The 15,546-nt window shown below is 60.0% G+C and carries 12 protein-coding genes and 3 pseudogenes; 7 read left to right on the top strand and 8 right to left on the bottom strand.

Features of this window, described 5'->3' with window-relative positions:
- Nucleotides 1-85: 85 nt before the first annotated feature.
- The 3 genes and pseudogenes from AC3FNH_RS19820 to AC3FNH_RS19810 form a co-directional block, all read right to left on the bottom strand.
- Entirely contained in the window at nucleotides 86-484 is a 399-nt protein-coding gene (locus AC3FNH_RS19820) for a cupin domain-containing protein (protein WP_488721290.1), read from the bottom strand.
- Nucleotides 485-746: 262 nt separating this feature from the next.
- A pseudogene (locus AC3FNH_RS19815) lies at nucleotides 747-1,283 on the bottom strand (thioredoxin family protein); the annotation flags it as partial.
- A gap of 63 nt (nucleotides 1,284-1,346) precedes the next feature.
- Nucleotides 1,347-1,763 (bottom strand): organic hydroperoxide resistance protein, encoded by a 417-nt coding sequence (locus AC3FNH_RS19810; protein ID WP_488721289.1) that lies wholly within the window; start codon nucleotides 1,761-1,763, stop codon nucleotides 1,347-1,349.
- A 762-nt stretch (nucleotides 1,764-2,525) separates the two neighbouring features.
- Here AC3FNH_RS19810 and AC3FNH_RS19805 point away from each other — a divergent pair.
- The 3 genes and pseudogenes from AC3FNH_RS19805 (at nucleotide 2,526) to AC3FNH_RS19795 (ending at nucleotide 5,497) form a co-directional block, all read left to right on the top strand.
- Nucleotides 2,526-3,269 carry a response regulator gene (locus AC3FNH_RS19805; protein ID WP_488721288.1) on the top strand — a complete coding sequence of 248 codons (744 nt, stop codon included), beginning with the start codon at nucleotides 2,526-2,528 and terminating at the stop codon, nucleotides 3,267-3,269.
- A pseudogene (locus AC3FNH_RS19800) lies at nucleotides 3,266-4,529 on the top strand (ATP-binding protein). The gene AC3FNH_RS19805 and the pseudogene AC3FNH_RS19800 overlap by 4 nt, the downstream one beginning before the upstream one ends.
- A 302-nt stretch (nucleotides 4,530-4,831) precedes the next feature.
- Nucleotides 4,832-5,497: a copper resistance protein CopQ gene (locus AC3FNH_RS19795; RefSeq protein WP_488721287.1), complete on the top strand. Its 666-nt coding sequence runs from the start codon at nucleotides 4,832-4,834 to the stop codon at nucleotides 5,495-5,497.
- A gap of 52 nt (nucleotides 5,498-5,549) precedes the next feature.
- Here AC3FNH_RS19795 and AC3FNH_RS19790 read toward each other — a convergent pair whose 3' ends face one another.
- Nucleotides 5,550-5,948, bottom strand: coding sequence for a zinc-binding dehydrogenase (locus AC3FNH_RS19790; RefSeq protein ID WP_488721310.1), 399 nt, complete (start codon nucleotides 5,946-5,948; stop codon nucleotides 5,550-5,552).
- A gap of 34 nt (nucleotides 5,949-5,982) precedes the next feature.
- Between AC3FNH_RS19790 and AC3FNH_RS19785 the strand changes: the two genes are divergently transcribed.
- The 3 genes from AC3FNH_RS19785 (at nucleotide 5,983) to AC3FNH_RS19775 (ending at nucleotide 9,732) form a co-directional block, all read left to right on the top strand.
- Nucleotides 5,983-6,216, top strand: a complete 234-nt coding sequence (locus tag AC3FNH_RS19785; protein WP_488721286.1) for an alpha/beta fold hydrolase — start codon at nucleotides 5,983-5,985, stop codon at nucleotides 6,214-6,216.
- A gap of 73 nt (nucleotides 6,217-6,289) precedes the next feature.
- Entirely contained in the window at nucleotides 6,290-7,078 is a 789-nt protein-coding gene (locus AC3FNH_RS19780; RefSeq protein ID WP_488721285.1) for an SDR family NAD(P)-dependent oxidoreductase, read from the top strand.
- 860 nt (nucleotides 7,079-7,938) lie between these two features.
- A complete protein-coding gene (locus tag AC3FNH_RS19775; protein ID WP_488721284.1) occupies nucleotides 7,939-9,732 on the top strand; it encodes a cytochrome c biogenesis protein DipZ in 1,794 nt (597 codons plus the stop codon).
- Between the two features lie 58 nt (nucleotides 9,733-9,790).
- Here AC3FNH_RS19775 and AC3FNH_RS19770 read toward each other — a convergent pair whose 3' ends face one another.
- The 3 genes from AC3FNH_RS19770 to AC3FNH_RS19760 all read right to left on the bottom strand — a co-directional run bounded on the left by AC3FNH_RS19770 (nucleotide 9,791) and on the right by AC3FNH_RS19760 (nucleotide 14,028).
- Complete coding sequence (locus AC3FNH_RS19770) at nucleotides 9,791-11,254, bottom strand: amidase (RefSeq protein ID WP_488721283.1); 1,464 nt, start codon at nucleotides 11,252-11,254, stop codon at nucleotides 9,791-9,793.
- A gap of 91 nt (nucleotides 11,255-11,345) precedes the next feature.
- Nucleotides 11,346-12,692, bottom strand: coding sequence for an MFS transporter (locus tag AC3FNH_RS19765; protein ID WP_488721282.1), 1,347 nt, complete (start codon nucleotides 12,690-12,692; stop codon nucleotides 11,346-11,348).
- A gap of 70 nt (nucleotides 12,693-12,762) precedes the next feature.
- A complete protein-coding gene (locus tag AC3FNH_RS19760; RefSeq protein WP_488721281.1) occupies nucleotides 12,763-14,028 on the bottom strand; it encodes a M20 family metallo-hydrolase in 1,266 nt (421 codons plus the stop codon).
- A 210-nt stretch (nucleotides 14,029-14,238) separates the two neighbouring features.
- Between AC3FNH_RS19760 and AC3FNH_RS19755 the strand changes: the two genes are divergently transcribed.
- Nucleotides 14,239-15,171: a cupin domain-containing protein gene (locus AC3FNH_RS19755; RefSeq protein WP_488721280.1), complete on the top strand. Its 933-nt coding sequence runs from the start codon at nucleotides 14,239-14,241 to the stop codon at nucleotides 15,169-15,171.
- A 78-nt stretch (nucleotides 15,172-15,249) separates the two neighbouring features.
- Here AC3FNH_RS19755 and AC3FNH_RS19750 read toward each other — a convergent pair.
- Nucleotides 15,250-15,510: pseudogene (locus tag AC3FNH_RS19750) on the bottom strand (hydroxyquinol 1,2-dioxygenase); the annotation flags it as partial.
- Nucleotides 15,511-15,546: the final 36 nt, after the last annotated feature.

The raw sequence follows: 15,546 nt of genomic DNA, 5'->3' as shown, positions 1-15,546 counted from the left end.
CGTGAAAGATTGGGGGACGGGTTCGATGCGCTTGTTTTCAAGAGGATTTCTCCTTTGCCTCCCATAGTGAAGCAAGACCGAGTGCTCATTTGGCCGGCACAACCAGTGGTGCCCCCTTCTTCACGATGTAGGTTGCCAGTTCCGATGCCTTGCCGCTGCCGACATTCCGCGCCGAGTGGGCGGTTCCAGCCGGGATGAACAGCGAATCACCAGCCGTGAGCGTGACAGGCGCGTTGTCGCCGAGCTGGTATTCCAGCGTTCCCTGCAAGACATGGGCAATCTCCTCGCCCGGATGCGAATGCTTCGGCGCGAACGCGCCAGGATCGAAGTCAACGCGTACCTGAATGCCCTCACGATCCAGCACGCTAAGATCGTGCTGGACGAGATCAGTGCGATGCACGCCAGCCGTTTGCGCTTGAGCCACCTGCAGCATCAAACCGCTGCCCAGGAAGAGCAGAGCAGCAGCGATTCTGGTCGATTTCATCTAGAAATTCCTTCGTCTTGATAAGATTGGTGAGATTCCGTTACAGCCACGATCGTCTTGGTGAATCACCGGCCGTGTGGGGCAGTTTGTCTTTGCTAGTTTCACGGGTCAGGGGCAATCCTTCTATCGAAAATGAGAAAACACCGTGCCCCTACCCTCCGGCAATTCTTCCGCTCGAATCGGAGCCGGCCGCAAAATTGATCCCCTTACCCGCCGCCGGCCGAACCGCCGGCCCGCTCTCGCCTCGGGCCGGCTGCGACGACTTGCGCTCCCCCAGAAGTTTCTGGATGACAGCCTCCGTCTCGGCATAGCTGCCTTCGCCGAAGTGTTGGTAGACGATGCGGCCGTCGGCGTCGATCAGGTACAGTGCGGGCCAGTACTCATTGCGGAATGCCGACCACGTGCCGTACCCGTTGTCCTGCGCTACCGGATAGCGGATGTCAAAGCGCTTGAGGGCGGCCTGGACGTTGGCCGTCGACTTCTCGAAGGCATATTCCGGCGTGTGCACGCCCACAACGACCAGGCCCCGGTCCTTGTACTTCTCGTACCACTGCTTGACGTGCGGCAGCGTGTTGATGCAGTTCACACAGGAGTACGTCCAGAAGTCCACCAGCACTACCTTGCCGCGCAAGGCCTGCATGGACAGTGGTGGCGAGTTCAGCCATTGATTGATGCCAGTGAACTCGGGCGCGGCACTCCCGCTAGCCGGTGTCGCACCGAAGGTGCGCGCGCCAGTCCCTATGAAATAAATTGCGCCGATGACCAAGGCCACCAGGGCGGCGCGTAGATACGTGCGCATGGTTCGGGTACGTGAAGGGTTGCAAGAGATGGCCGCGAGGCGATGCAAGCAGGCCAATGCTTGTCAGGCCACGTTTAACTCGACGTGGATGTTGCCGCGCGTCGCCTTGGAGTATGGACAGAGTTGGTGCGCGGCTTCCACCACCGCTTGCGCCACCTCACGGTCCAGGCCCGGCAGGCTGACATTGAGGCGGGCCTGCAGGAAATACGCGTCACCTGTTGTGCCAAGGTCCACTTCGGTATTGAGTGCGAGGTCCGCCGGAAGCCTGATCTTCATATCGCTGGCTGCACGGCCCATCGCGCCGATAAAGCAGGCTGACCAGCCTGCGGCAAACAACTGCTCCGGGTTCGTGCCATGGCCGTTGCTGCCCGGGGGCGACAGCTTCAGGTTCAGGCGGTCGTCGTCACTGCGAGCTTGGCCATCGCGGCCACCGGTAACGCGGACCTTTCCGGTGTAAAGCACATTTTCGATACGGATCATGATGGATATCCTTCGGCTGAGATTGGGTTCGATTGCGTGTCCAGGTGACTTCGCCCCCCTTTTGGCGGCGGGGTCACGCGATCCATTAAAGAAAATCGATGTATCCCCCACGTAGCGCGAAACAGCCATTGTGTGTGGGCAGGTATCCCCCCTGCCGCCAGATACAAAGGCATACAAGAATCGGGCGCCGGGGGGCAGATTCCTAGGCCGCCCACAAGGGCTTAGTGCCCGTGTCTTCTTGTTGTTCTATGGATCAATCATCGGCCTTCTCTCCGTGCCCAAGATATCGCTCGCATCAATCTGCGCTTGCGATATGTGTCGGGATGAGGCCCGTCGCTATGCCAAGCCGATCCCCGCACGCCGGTGCGCCCACTCCTTTTGCAGGTTGCAGGAGATTCAGATCAGGGATCGCGCGGAGATGGCGGCGGATACCCGTCTGCCGAAGGTGAAGACATCAGCGTGGGCATCAGGGTCCAGGAAGCGGATTTCGAACGTGTGTTCACCAACCTTGCCCGCCTGCCGCACCCCTGCTTGACGGCACCGTTGCCGGCTGCATCGGTATCAATGCTGTGCTGTCACAGGGAGCCTTGCCACAAGTGAAAGACCATGGGCTTTTCTGGCGCTTATCGCCGAAGGCTGGGTTATGTATCGAACCGTATAAAGGCCATCGCAAGATGCATCGCGATATACTCAGAACTCGCGACGTCACACCGTAGAAGCGGCAAATGGCCGCTCTTGTTCAATTGTGCCGAGGTGACACCAATGGATACCCAAGTCGACCATATCCTGATCGTCGATGATGACCGGGAAATTCGGGAACTGGTTTCAACCTACCTCACCAAGAACGGCCTGCGTGTGACCGTGTCGCCGGATGGCAGGCATATGCGATCTTTTCTGGCGGCCAACACGGTCGACTTGATCGTACTCGATGTGATGCTCCCCGGCGATGATGGCCTGGTACTGTGTCGCGAACTGCGCGCCGGCAAGCACAAAGCAACGCCGATACTGATGCTCACCGCGCGCGACGACGAGACCGACCGCATCCTCGGTCTTGAAATGGGCGCCGACGATTATCTGGCCAAGCCTTTCGCAGCGCGGGAGTTGCTAGCGCGCATCAAGGCCGTGCTGCGCCGCACTCGGATGCTGCCGCCCAACCTGCAGATCTCCGAGGCCGGACAGATGCTGGCGTTCGGCGACTGGCAGCTCGACACCATCGCGCGGCACCTGGTTGATCGGGAAGGCACCATTGTCGCGCTCAGCGGTGCCGAATACCGCCTGTTGCGAGTATTCGTCGACCACCCGATGCGGGTGTTCAATCGCGACCAGTTGCTCAGCCTCACGCAGGGCCGCGAAGCGGATATGTTCGAGCGGTCGGTCGATTTGTTGGTCAGCCGCCTGCGCCAGCGCCTCAATGATGACGCGCGCGATCCGGCCTATATCAAGACCGTGCGCAGCGAGGGTTATGTATTCTCCAAGCCCGTGGAGATCAAGGAGGAGCGTCAGTGAACGCGCGCGCCTTACCCTGGCCCCGGTCGCTGGGATCGCGGCTCTTCCTGGTCCTGCTTGCCGGCCTGATCGTCGCGTATGCGCTGTCGTTTGCGGTGCTGTTTTCCGAACGGTACATGACCGCGCGTGGAGTCATGCTTGACACGCTGGAAAACGACGTCTCCACCGCCATCGCCATCCTGGACCGCCTGCCGGCGGCCGAGCGGGCGGAGTGGCTGCCACGCCTAAACCGTGGCAACTATGCGTACATACTGGGCCCGGGCTCGCCAGGCGTGCCCGAGATGACGCAGCGCGGCAAGGACATCGCCGCGCGGATCACCGAGGCGAGTGCCGGCCGCTTTCCGGTCCGGGTGGAGACAGTCCCCGGCGGCGGCAAGCAACTGCAAGCACATCTGACTCTGAGCGACGGCAACCCGCTGACCATTGATGTCCATCCGCGCATGCTACCCATCGCCCAGTGGTTGCCTTATGTTCTGGCGCTCCAGTTGCTGCTGCTGGTCCTCTGCTGCTGGTTTGCGGTGCGTTTGTCGATCCGCCCTTTGATTGCGCTGGCAGAAGCCGCCGACGCACTCAACCCGAATGTGGATGCACCGCCGCTCGACGAAGCCGGGCCGACGACCGAACTGGCGCGCGCCGCCCGCGCATTTAATGCTATGCGCCAGCGCATCGCCCGGTTCGTCCAGGAACGCGTGCAGATCCTGGCTGCCATCTCTCACGACCTGCAGACGCCCATCACGCGCATGAAGCTGCGCGCCGAGATGGCCGAGGACTCTGACGAGAAACGCAAGCTCGTGCACGACCTCGCGGAAATTGAAACTGAAACGCTTGTGCGCGAAGGCCTGGCATATGCGCGCACCGCCCATGGCGACGGCGAGAAGCCGTCGCGCATCGATATCGGTTCGTTCATCGAAAGCCTGGCATACGACTATCAGGATACCGGCAAGGCTGTGACAGTCCTGCAGAGCGTCAGCGGCGCCATCGTGACACGTCCTCATGCGTTGCGCCGGGTCCTAACCAACCTGATCGACAACTGTCGAAGTGCTCGATCGAGGCCCTGGCATTCCGGAAGACAAGCTCGACGCGGTACTGCAGCCGTTTGTCCGGCTTGAGAATTCGCGCAACCGGGATACCGGCGGTACCGGGCTTGGGCTGGCGATTGCCCAGCAGCTTGCAACTGCCATCGGCGGCTCGCTTGCGCTACACAGCCGTGATGGCGGGGGCTTGGTGGCGGTAGTCAGGCTCGCCCAGTCCGCCAACTAACCCCTCCCCCTCCCTCTTCACATTTGCTGCACCGCGTGTGCTTCATTTGCCACAAACGCAATTGAATGGCATGCGTCGCGTACATGCATCGCATGGCGTGTGAGCGGCAGGACTCGGCTGCCGTACGATCTTTGTACGCGCATGTATCAGCCAGCCGCCACGATACGTATCCCGACAGAAAGGCCTATTCCCCGCTAAGAGCGCGATACATCGGTCTCCTTAAATGTATTCCGTAGCCCGGCGGTGAACAGCAACGATGCGATTCCCGGCTGCGCTGACGTCCAACCCCCAGGAGATCGATCATGACTGCCAATATCGCCAAGCGTTTTGTGTTCGCCGTTGCACTGGTAGCTGCCGCTGCTGGCGCCCAGGCTGCCGTTGCGGGCGGGCGCGACCCTTACACCGAGGGCGCCCATTCCGTGCTTGACGCGCGTGGCCCGTATAACGACGGTGCACGCTCGGTGCAGGAACCGCGCAGCCCGTACAGCGATGGCGCTCGCAGCGTCGATCCCTTCACCAACGGCGCGCGTAATGTCGACCCGTTCACCGATGGGGGCCACACTGTCGCCACCCTCGCGCCGCGCAGCCCGTTTAGCGATGGCGCTCGCAGTGTTGATCCCTTCACCGACGGCGCGCGTAATGTCGACCCATTCACCGATGGTGGCCACACTGTCGCCACCCTCGCGCCGCGCAGCCCGTTTAGCGATGGCGCTCGCAGTGTTGATCCCTTCACCGACGGCGCGCGTAATGTCGACCCATTCACCGATGGTGGCCACACTGTCGCCACCCTCGCGCCGCGCAGCCCGTTTAGCGATGGCGCTCGCAGTGTCGATCCCTTCACCAACGGCGCGCGTAATGTCGACCCGTTCACCGATGGGGGCCACACCTTGGCAGGCCTGGACCACACGGGCGTATCGGCAACGCCGGAGCATAGCGTGAACCCGTACTACGACGGGGCATATGCCTAAACCTCCAAAGGATTTGATCGTGCGCTCCGCTTCCCAGCGATTTGCAGGTTGCTTAAGGTCTGAGCAGAATTTTGCCACCACGGCCCGGAGCCTGATGAGCGGCCATTGCCGCTTCGATGTCCTCGAAACCGAAGATGGCACCGATTGGCAGCACAAGGTCGCCCAATGCTGCAAGACCCAGCACCTCGCTGTACAGCCTGGCACGCTCGCCCGCAGTCATGCGTTGCGTCAGGCGGCTTGCCCAGAAGCCGCGCATATTCAACTCCTTGAAAAGCAGTTGGCTGCCATTGAGTTCGAGTGGCAATCCAGTCAGCGATCCGAAGATGACCAATTCCCCTTCAGGAGAAAGGAGGTCGACAAGATCATTCACAGCTTTGCCGCCGATCGAGTCGATTGCGGAGGCAATGCACGCGTCCCCAACCAACTCCTTAGCCCTACTCTTGACGAACAGTGCAGCATCCGCAGGGCGCCTCTACTGGGAAAACATGGGACGAAGCCCCTTGATAGCGGCCGCGCAGAAGACTGCAGACATCTCGCTACCGGTAGCTGTCACGGTATTTCCGGAGGATGTCTATCGTCCGCCCGAGACCTGGGCCCGACGCGCCTATCGCAACATGATTTATTTCCACGAAGCCGACAAGGGCGGCCATTTCGCTGCCTGGGAACAGCCGCAGCTCTTTGCAGAGGAGCTTCGCGCGGCTTTCCAATCGCTGCGCTAATTCTCAAGAAGGCTGTCCAATAAAAGGGGGCAGCCCTGTTTTTCCTCGACAATCCTATCGAAGAGGCAACATCATGCAGCATAAACCAACAGTTTTGATCACGGGCGCATCGACTGGTATCGGCGCAGTGTACGCAGATCGTTTTGCACGTCGGGGTCACCCCATCGTGATGGTCGCGCGAGATGCAGAGCGAATGCAGGCGATTGCAGGACGATTGCACGCCGAGACAAGTGTGGAAATCGAAGTCATCAAGGCCGACCTGAATGATCTCGCCGATGTCTCGAGGATCGAGACGCGTCTGCGCGACGACCCGAACCTCGGAATCCTGGTCAACAATGCCGGCACCGCGTTGCCAGGCACGTTTATCGAACAAGGCAGCGACGACGTGACGCGACTCATCGGACTGAACGTCACAGCGCTCGCCAGGCTCGCGAACGCGGTGGCACCGCGCTTTGCACGCACCGGGCAAGGCGCAATTATCAATATTGGATCGGTGGTCAGCCTCGCACCCGAGCTCGGCATGACTGTGTACGGCGCTACGAAGGCCTTTGTGCTTTTCCTTTCCCAAGGCTTGCATCTGGAACTTGGCCCGAAAGGCGTATACGTGCAGGCGGTTTTGCCGTCCGGGACGCGCACCGAAATCTGGCAGCATGCTGGGCGGGACGTGAACACGATCGAAGGCATGATGGACGTCGACGAGCTCGTCGACGCGGCACTGGTCGGATTCGACAAGCGCGAAACGGTGACAATTCCGCCGCTACCGGACCTGACGCAATGGCAGCAGTACGATGCTGCTCGGGCTTCGATGCTGCCGAACCTGATGCAAAAGCACGCAGCCGCTCGCTATCGCCACACCGCGTAAAACGGATGGCTAGACGGCAGGTCATGGCACTGCCGTCTACGACAACTGCAGGATCGACTAGCAGAGGCCGCCGCTCGTGACGCCGTTGGTTTGCGCAGGCATTCGCGCTTCCGGGCACTTGGCAACTTCAGTTGCTCGCGGCGCTCAGCGGCGCTTTACCGAAGCCTGGAACTTAGCAAATACACGAGACTGAACTGACTCCATGACTGCGAGGACATGCTCATCGGCCGGTGCACTTGCTGTGACGCCAGTCGCGTATTTCGGCTTTGCGCCGATCGGATAGAAAACGAAAACAGTATCGAACTTGCCTGCAGATTCCTTGCCGGCAAAGGGGCGCCTCCCCCGTCCGCGGCTCCGTCAGACTTGTCTGGTCCAGCTTCGTCTGGGTGATGATGCATGATCACAGGCGCGGCCGAGTTGAACCACGAGTTTAGCCGCAGCCGTCGAGCATTTGGAAGCGTGCGCATTTGTACGATGTGCCCCGTGATGTACTTTGCGCGATCGTGTCTCGATTGCGGATCAACCTACATCCCCCTGATCTGATCACTCCTCTGAGATCACCTTCATATGACATAAAAGACAGCCCGTCCGCGCGTTTTGGCATGACTTGAGCTAAGGTGGATAGCCCTCCAAACATAAAGTATCCTGACGTGCAGGAGCTTCCCATGCTCACTGTCGCCCCTGAAACTATCCACCCATCGCTATGGCTTGCGTCGCAGTTGCCCCAGGGCAATTCGCGTGCTGTTCCGACCGGCTACCTGTCGTTGGACACTGAGCTGCCTGGTGGAGGCTGGCACGTCGGCAGTAGCGGGCCTGTACATATCTAGGGCAAGCCAAGCCTTAGCCAAAGGACAGCGATCATGAGCCTGTTGATACTCGCCTACCTCGGGGGCGCATTGACCATCCTGAGCCCATGCATCCTGCCCGTCCTACCTTTTGTCCTCAGCCGCGCCGGCCAGCCGTTCCTGCGCGGCAAGCTGCCGATGCTGGTCGGCATGGCACTGACCTTTGCCGCGGTCGCTACGCTGGCCTCGACTGGCGGAGTATGGGCGGTCCGCGCCAATGAATATGGGCGCCTGGCCGCCCTCTTGCTGCTGGCACTGTTCGGGCTGTCCCTGCTACTGCCAAAAGTGGCAAGCACGCTGGCGCGGCCTGTGGTAGCGCTCGGCAACCGGCTAGCCGGCAGCGCTTTAGCCGCGTCGCCGCCGTCCGCGCCGGCTTCGCCATGGAGTTCGCTGTTGCTTGGCATTGCCACCGGTATGCTGTGGGCGCCTTGCGCGGGCCCGATTCTCGGCCTTGTTCTGACGGGCGCAGCGCTGCAGGGCACGAGCGTATCGGCTTCCCTGTCACTCGCGGCCTATGCCGCCGGAGCGGCCACTTCGCTGGCGGCCGCGCTCGGCCTCGGCGGACGCGTCCTCGCATCCATGAAGCAATCGATGGGAGCCGGTGAATGGCTGCGTCGCGGCCTTGGGGCAGGGGTGATCGGCGGCGTGCTGGCAATTGGACTCGGGGCCGACACCGGCCTGCTGGCTCGCTTGTCCGCAAGTGGCCCGGCGCGGATCGAGCAGGCGCTAGTCGATGCCTTGCACAAGGAGCGGCTCACACCGCAGGCGGCGAACGATGATACCCACCGCGGCGCAGAGATGCTGGTGGCCGCCAATGACTCGGCGGTGGGCTTCGCAGGCCGCCTGCCCGTAGAACGCCGCATGCCCGCGCTCGATGGTGCAGTGCAATGGATCAACTCCCCGCCGCTGACACGTGAGCAACTACAGGGCAAGGTCACGCTGGTGTACTTCTGGACCTACTCCTGCATCAATTGCATCCGCACCCTCCCTTACCTGCGGGCCTGGGCGGATAAATATAAGGACCAGGGCCTGACGATAGTTGGTGTACATACGCCGGAGTTCGCTTTCGAGAAGTCTCCGGAGAACGTCCGGCGCGCCGTTTCGAGTTTCCGCATCGGCTTCCCCGTCGCAGTCGACAGCAATTACCGGATCTGGCGCACGTTCGAAAATAGCTACTGGCCGGCTGCATACTTTGTTGATGCCCGTGGCAACATCCGCCATCACCAGTTCGGCGAGGGTGACTACGCCAAGTCTGAGCGCGTAATCCAGTTGCTGCTGGTGGAGGCTGGCAAGCCGCCGATGGCGCCGGACGTGGTCGTCCCCCAAGCGGAAGGCGCGCAGGCTGCGCCGGACCTGAACAACATCCGCTCCGGTGAAACATACATCGGCTACGGACAGGCGACCAATTTCGCCTCGCCAGGCGGCATGCGGCAGGACGCTCCGCGCAAATATACGGTTGGCAGGCTCCACCTCAACCAGTGGGGCCTGTCCGGTCAATGGACTATCGGCGCGCAGCATGCCACGCTCGATCACGCCGATGGCAGCATCACCTACCGTTTTCATGCGCGCGACCTGCACCTGGTTCTGGGTCCCGCGGCCGACGGGCGGGCGGTGCGCTTCCTCGTCACAGTCGACGGCAGACCCCCTGGCGACAGCCACGGCGCGGACACAGATGCAGGCGGCAATGGCGCTGTCACGCAGACACGGCTCTACCAATTGGTGCGCCAGGCTGGCGAGGTCGGCGAGCACACCTTCGAGATCCGCTTCCTGGACCCCGGTGCGCAGGCCTATGCCTTTACCTTCGGCTAGCCCAGGACACACGACGCCCCTTGAGGAGTATGCCGGCTTCCGCCGCGTCGACAGAGAACTAGTCCCTGGAGCTGGATCCAGCCCACACAGGCGGCCGGCGCGCGTGCCACGGCATGGCCGCTTCCAGTTGGGCCGCCAACCGCAACAGAATGTCCTCCCGCCCGAAACCCGCGCCAAATTGCGCACCAATTGGCAGTCCTGTTTCGCCGTCGAACGATAATGGAACCGACATCGCCGGCAACCCTGTCACATTGGACCACGCGGTAAAGGGCGACTGCCGGAATACGTGCGCAATCCAGCCAAGACCATCCACGCTTCCCTCGTCCTTGTTGTACTCGCCAATCAGAGGCGGAAGCTCAGGTAGCGTCGGGCTCAGGATGATGTCATAGTCCTGGAAAAAGCGCCCCACTGCCCGCGAAACGGCATTTCTCACCTGGAGCGCGGCCAGCAAGTCCGTGGCTGTGACGCGGCACCCATATTCGTAGACCGCGAATGTCGCAGGCTCAAGAATCTCCGCCGTGATGGGCCGCCCTGTAGCTGACGACAGTACGTTGAGCCTCAGGGCAGCATTCGAGGTCCAGATTTGTGCGTTGGCATGGATGAAGCTCTCCCAGCTAACCCCGAGATCCAGTGCCTTTTCCTCTACGTGGTGGCCCAACGTTTCGAGACACTGGGCGACTGCCAAGGTGGCATCCGCTACGACCGGTGCAGTCCGCCCAGAATCCGGTGGATTTGGCATGAAGCCAATTCTGAGTCTGCCGGGACTTTGCTGGATTTCCCATAGATAGCTGTTGGCTGGTGGGGCAATATAGTACGGCTCGCCAATGCCACCGCCATTCACGGCATCAAGCAGCGCGGCACTGTCACGCAACGAACGGCTCACGGCAAAGCTCACCCCAAGTCCGTTCCACACCTCGTCCACAGCGGGACCGTTGGACACGCGCCCTCGCGTCGGCTTCATGCCGAACAAGCCGTTACAGGATGCTGGAACGCGGATGGATCCGCCGCCGTCAGTAGCGTGAGCAAGCGGAACAATGCCGGCTGCGACGGCTGCGGCGGCCCCACCGCTAGAGCCACCGGCACCGCGATCGAGGTTCCAAGGATTCCGGGTCGGCCCGCACACTCTCGCCTCGGTGGTTGTGCTCACCGCAAGCTCCGGCATCGCAGTACGACCGAGCGTGACGAGGCCGGCCTTACGGAAACTGCCCATCAGATTCGAGTCGGCCGGCGCAACAAACCCTTCGCCCAGGCGGCTGCCCATTTCGCTTCGCCGGCCCTTCATCGCCACGCCCAGGTCCTTGATGAGGAAAGGCACGCCTGCAAGCGGTCGATGCTCCCGTTCCCCCGAAACCGTCGGGTACGCCTCCGCAGGCCAATGCTCGACCACCGCATTGATCTTCGGATTCACAGCCTCGAGGGCGTTCATCGCGGCGGATGCCACTTCCACGGCGCTGACCTGCCCGCTCGAAATCAGATGATGCAAACCCACGCCATCAAAAGACGTGTATTCGGCCGGATTCATAAGTTAGGCGAAAGTAATAATTGACGACGAAATACTGAATACAGCAGAGCGCTCCACGAAGCTTGGCTATACAACCATCGGTGCCACAGGATCAATCTGCTCTTCTTGCCCCTGCCGGAATCGAGACCCGACTATGCGATGCGGATTCAACGGAATTCTTCTGATTCAATCGAAGGAACATAATCGTGATTCCGGATATGAAAAGCATCGTCACCATGATGAGAAAGCCAGTATGGATGCTTCCTGTCAGGCTCTTCGACCATCCAATTATGCTTGGCCCCCAGAACCCGCCAGAAAGACCAATGGTATTGATCAGTGCAATGGCTCCCGCCCTTGCATCTCCCTTGATGTATTCAGACGGAACGGCCCAGAATACGATATTAGCCATCCACATCATGCCTGTGGCGAGCGTGAAACAAACGATTGTTGCAAGAAGGCCACCGCTGCATACCCAGGCAACGATGGAAATGCCGGCAACGAGCACGGGCAAGGCAATGTGATAACGTCTTTCGCCAAGTTTGTCAGAACTGCGGCCACCGTAAAAAATGGCCAGTGCCGCTGCGACGTAGGGAATGGCCGCATACCAGCCAAGCTGTTGAGTACTGGTGATGCCCTCCTGATTGAGGATCGTCGGCAGCCAGAAGCTGAGGGCATATATTGGCGATATGATGCAGAGGTAGGCCAGTGCGAGAATGTAGACCTTCGGATCCTTCGCGACGGCGCGGAAGGAACCATGCTTTCCGTCGGCCTCGCCCAATTGTCCCCGCAGCAGGTGCTTTTCCTCCGGATTCAGCCAACTGGCGGTGGCCGGCCCATCCGGCAGGAAGAAGAACGCGACAACCCCAAGGACCACGCACGGGGCGCCTTCGAGCAGGAACATCCATTGCCAGCCGGAGAGATTGCCAACCCCGGCAAAGGACGTCATGATCCAGGTGGAAAGCGGACCGCCCAGGATGCCGCTGACAGGGCCCGCGAGCCAGACAATCGATATCGCACCAGCAATGCGCGACGGTCCATACCAGCGCGACAGGAAAAACAATACTCCCGGCGCGAATCCTGCCTCAAAAACTCCCAGAAGGAAGCGCAGCACATAAAAGACGGGAACGCTTTTCACAAACAGCATGCATATCGATGCAATTCCCCACAGCACCATGATTCGGCTGAAGGTGGCGCGAGCCCCCACCTTTGGCAGCAACAGATTACTTGGAAGTTCGAATAGGACGTAACCGATAAAGAAGATCCCAGCGCCAACTCCATAAGCCGCGTCGGAGAGTGCCAGGTCATTCTGCATCTGTAATTTTGCGAAACCGACATTGATTCTGTCGAGGTACGCAAACATGAAGCCGACAAAAAGAAGCGGCAGAAGCTTAAAATTCACCTTCCGATAGACGGAAGCTAGCCTCCCGTCGGTCGCTGATTCTTGAATCGTTACTGACAAAATTATCTCCTCTCGCCTTGTTTCCACGGCAAGCCGTTACTCAGGCCTGAACTGTTAAGGGGCTATACTTTTATTCCATAGCTGAGATGACGGCGAGCATTGCATCGCAAAGCACCTGAGTGCCTGCAGCCAGATCTTCGTCCCGAGTATTTTCGGCCTCATTGTGGCTAATGCCTTTCTCGCTGGGCACAAAAATCATCGCCGTAGGGGTGTTCTCGGCCATGTATTTAGCATCATGAGTGGCACCGGAGATCATGCGCATGTGCCTGAATTGTCGACGTTCCGCCGCTTTTTGGACCATCGCCACAACCTGGTCGTTAAATATCACAGGTGTCGACTGCAGCAATATCTTTGCGGAGACGGAACAATGCTCGACTTCACCTGAACAGAGCTGGAGAATCCTTTCGCCCGTCAGAAGGAGGTGGCCTGGATCGGGGTGCCTGAGGTCAATGATGAAGGTGACCTTTCCAGGCACAGTGCTGGACGCGCCGGGCGCAACTTCGAACCGACCAACGGTAAAGCGCAGAATATCCGCGGGGTCTGCAATTTCACTCCGGATCCGCGCTATCAGGGTGGTCGCGGCCACCAACGCGTCCTTCCGGTGTCGCATGGGCGTGGTGCCGGCGTGGGCTTCCGCCCCCCGAACTTCGACCTGGTATGCATGCAACCCCTGAATCCCCGTGACGATACCAATATCGCAATTCTCGGCTTCGAGGAGCGGGCCCTGCTCAATGTGTGCCTCGATGTATGCATGACCTTTCACGCCCAGCGGCCGCCTTTGCAACTGAGGCAGTTGCTCAATTTGCACTGCCAGCGCGTCGCCAATCGTGACGCCGTTCCTGTCCAGCGTAGCCAGCGCCCGCTCAAGCGGCATTGCGCCTGACGCAACCGCCGAGCCCATCGTTGGCGGCGGAAATCTTGAGCCCTCTTCATTCATCCAGACAACGAGTTCCATGGGGCGCTCGGTCACCACAGCGTAATCGTCGAGCGTTTCCAGAACTTCAAACCCGGCCAGCACACCGTATACGCCATCGAACCTTCCACCAGTGGGCTGGGAATCGAGATGAGATCCCGTCATGACAGGGCTGAGCTCGGGACGGGCACCTGGCCGACGGATGAACAGATTGCCAACGGGATCGATGGCAGCGGTATAGCCCCGCTTTCCAGCCCACTCCAGGAGCAATTGCCGCCCCCTAGTGTCTTCGGGCGTCAGTGCCTGGCGGTTGACGCCACCTTTGGCGGTAGCGCCGATTTTGGCCATGGTCCGATGGCGCTCGGCAAGCCTGGATGCGTTGATGAGGGGCTGGGCTGTGGCGATGGAATTGTCGGTTTTCACGGTGACGGCGGGCCTTCGATTGTTTCGTGATGACCAGTTTGGCTGGCTCATGGCCTTAAGTCAAGTAACTTGACTATAAAGAATCAACCTGTCATTCGACAGGATGGAAATCGTGACTGGGTCAACACAGGATTCTTTCTGCCGGTGAGGACCGGGGTCCTTGAGGCAAGGTCAAATGGCGTCGATGCCACTTTTTCGAACCTTGGAAACATGGGCGATATACTCATTGCCGATCGATCCGCGACTGGTCAACGCCGCTGGGCGTGGCTGCGCCATCAGAGCTCGGCAGCGCAGCACGCTGACTCGTATCAGCCACAATCGATGCCGATGAGCGTGCGCTGCGGAATGCCACAATTCGACCAAGCAGGAGACGCTTGCCAAGCGTCGTTACATGCGGCCTGTTTGCATGGCTGCACATTCCGATGGATACTGACCCGTTGGAATACGACGACCATCGATTTTTCGGCACTGCAATCGCGCTTGATCCGCGAATCATCCATACAGGTTTCTGATGGAATGGATCCTTGCACGGACCCATGTCTGGCTTTATTTATTATGGAAAACAAGGGATTTAATCAGGAAATCGTCATTGGTACCCGGCTTAAGCATGCGAGGCTGAATCGCAAGCTGAGCTTGCGTCAGTTGTCAGAGAAGGTCGGATGCACGGAAAGCTTCCTCTCAAAACTCGAGAACAGTAAAGTCCGGCCCTCCATCCCAATGCTTCACAAAATCGCCGTAACGCTGGGAATCAGTGTGGCCAAGCTCTTTGCTGAAGACGGCACCGCGGAGGGACCCGTGACGGTGATGAAAGACGGTCAGCGCCAAGTATTGCGGACGGAACATCTACGGGCTGGAGATGGGGTATCGCTGGAAACATTGGTCCCCAACCACCTGTGCGCGCTTTTGGAAGCCAATATTCATCATGTCCCGGCGGGAACCTCGTCTCAGGGCTTTCTTGAGCACCAGGGAGAAGAAATGGGCTATGTACTTCAGGGGGAGTTGGAGCTCACCGTCGGCGATCAAACGACGACGGTGGGCAAAGGCGACTCCTTCTTCTTCCTCTCGCACCTTCCTCATGCCTATCGAAATACCGGCAGCATTGAAGCACTAGTCTTGTGGGTCAACACACCTCAGAGCTTCTGAACCGCCCTTTCACGGTACGTCGCTGACCGGACATCTACGCTTGGGCAGCCTGCCAGGCCGCGGAGCGCGTCAGGCGTAGGCGCCGTCGAGATAGGGATCGACGTTGCGCGCACCGTCCGTGTACGGGTCGAAAGTGCGTGCGCCATCGCTGTATGGGCTGCGCGTCTCCTGTACGGAACGCGCGCCTTCGCTGTAGGGGTCACGTGCATCCTGCACGGCGCGAGCACCGTCGGTGTACGGGTCTCGCGCGCCGATGCTCGACGATGCGGCTTGCGCGCCCGCTGCCGCGGCAAACAGGGCGATAGCAAAGACAAAACGCTTGGCAATGTTGGTAGTCATGATCGGGCTCCTTAAAAAGGGAGTTGAGATTACGCG

Source organism: Cupriavidus sp. 22TCCZM01-5 (genome assembly GCF_057798915.1).
Note: the sequence above shows the minus strand (reverse complement) of the source record. Positions and strands in the feature narration are given on the sequence as shown.